Genomic DNA, 956 nt, shown 5'->3' with positions numbered 1-956 from the left:
GGGAACGCCAGTTCTCATGGAGCCAACCTTGAAATACCAGCCTGACATGTTTGAGGTTCTAACTTGGTCCCCTTATCGGGGATGAGGACACTGTGTGGTGGGTAGTTTGACTGGGGCGGTCTCCTCCCAAAGCGTAACGGAGGAGCACAAAGGTGGGCTAAGCATGGTCGGACATCATGCGGTTAGTGTAATGGCACAAGCCCGCTTAACTGCGAGACAGACACGTCGAGCAGGTACGAAAGTAGGTCATAGTGATCCGGTGGTTCTGTATGGAAGGGCCATCGCTCAACGGATAAAAGGTACTCCGGGGATAACAGGCTGATACCGCCCAAGAGTTCACATCGACGGCGGTGTTTGGCACCTCGATGTCGGCTCATCACATCCTGGGGCTGAAGCCGGTCCCAAGGGTATGGCTGTTCGCCATTTAAAGTGGTACGCGAGCTGGGTTTAGAACGTCGTGAGACAGTTCGGTCCCTATCTGCCGTGGACGTTGGAGATTTGAGGAAAGCTGCTCCTAGTACGAGAGGACCGGAGTGGACGAACCTCTGGTGTTCGGGTTGTGACGCCAGTCGCATTGCCCGGTAGCTATGTTCGGACAGGATAACCGCTGAAAGCATCTAAGCGGGAAGCCCCTTCCAAGATGAGATCTCCCTGGACCCTCGAGGTCCCTAAAGAGCCGTTCAAGACCAGGACGTTGATAGGTCGGGTGTGTAAGCGCTGCGAGGCGTTGAGCTAACCGATACTAATTGCTCGTGCGGCTTGACTATATAACACCCAAGACAATTGCGGATAACGCAGAGCCTAACCGCTCAAACGAAATCAACATCTCTCAGTTCCTTCTCGTCCCCCAGTGATCAACCGTTTTGCCTGACGACCATAGCGGTCTGGAACCACCTGATCCCATCCCGAACTCAGAAGTGAAACAGGCCAGCGCCGATGGTAGTGTGGCGTTGCCC

General features: G+C 54.6%; 2 rRNA genes. Both read left to right on the top strand.

Annotated elements, in window-relative coordinates:
• Positions 1-767: ribosomal RNA gene (locus tag ACTIGC_RS13550) — 23S ribosomal RNA — on the top strand; the annotation flags it as partial.
• 99 nt (positions 768-866) lie between these two features.
• Positions 867-956: ribosomal RNA gene (gene rrf, locus ACTIGC_RS13545) — 5S ribosomal RNA — on the top strand; the annotation flags it as partial.

The organism is Glycocaulis sp. (assembly GCF_051859565.1).
GTDB lineage: Bacteria > Pseudomonadota > Alphaproteobacteria > Caulobacterales > Maricaulaceae > Glycocaulis.
The sequence above is the reverse complement of the archived record's forward strand: the minus strand, read 5'-3'. Positions and strand labels throughout refer to the sequence as shown.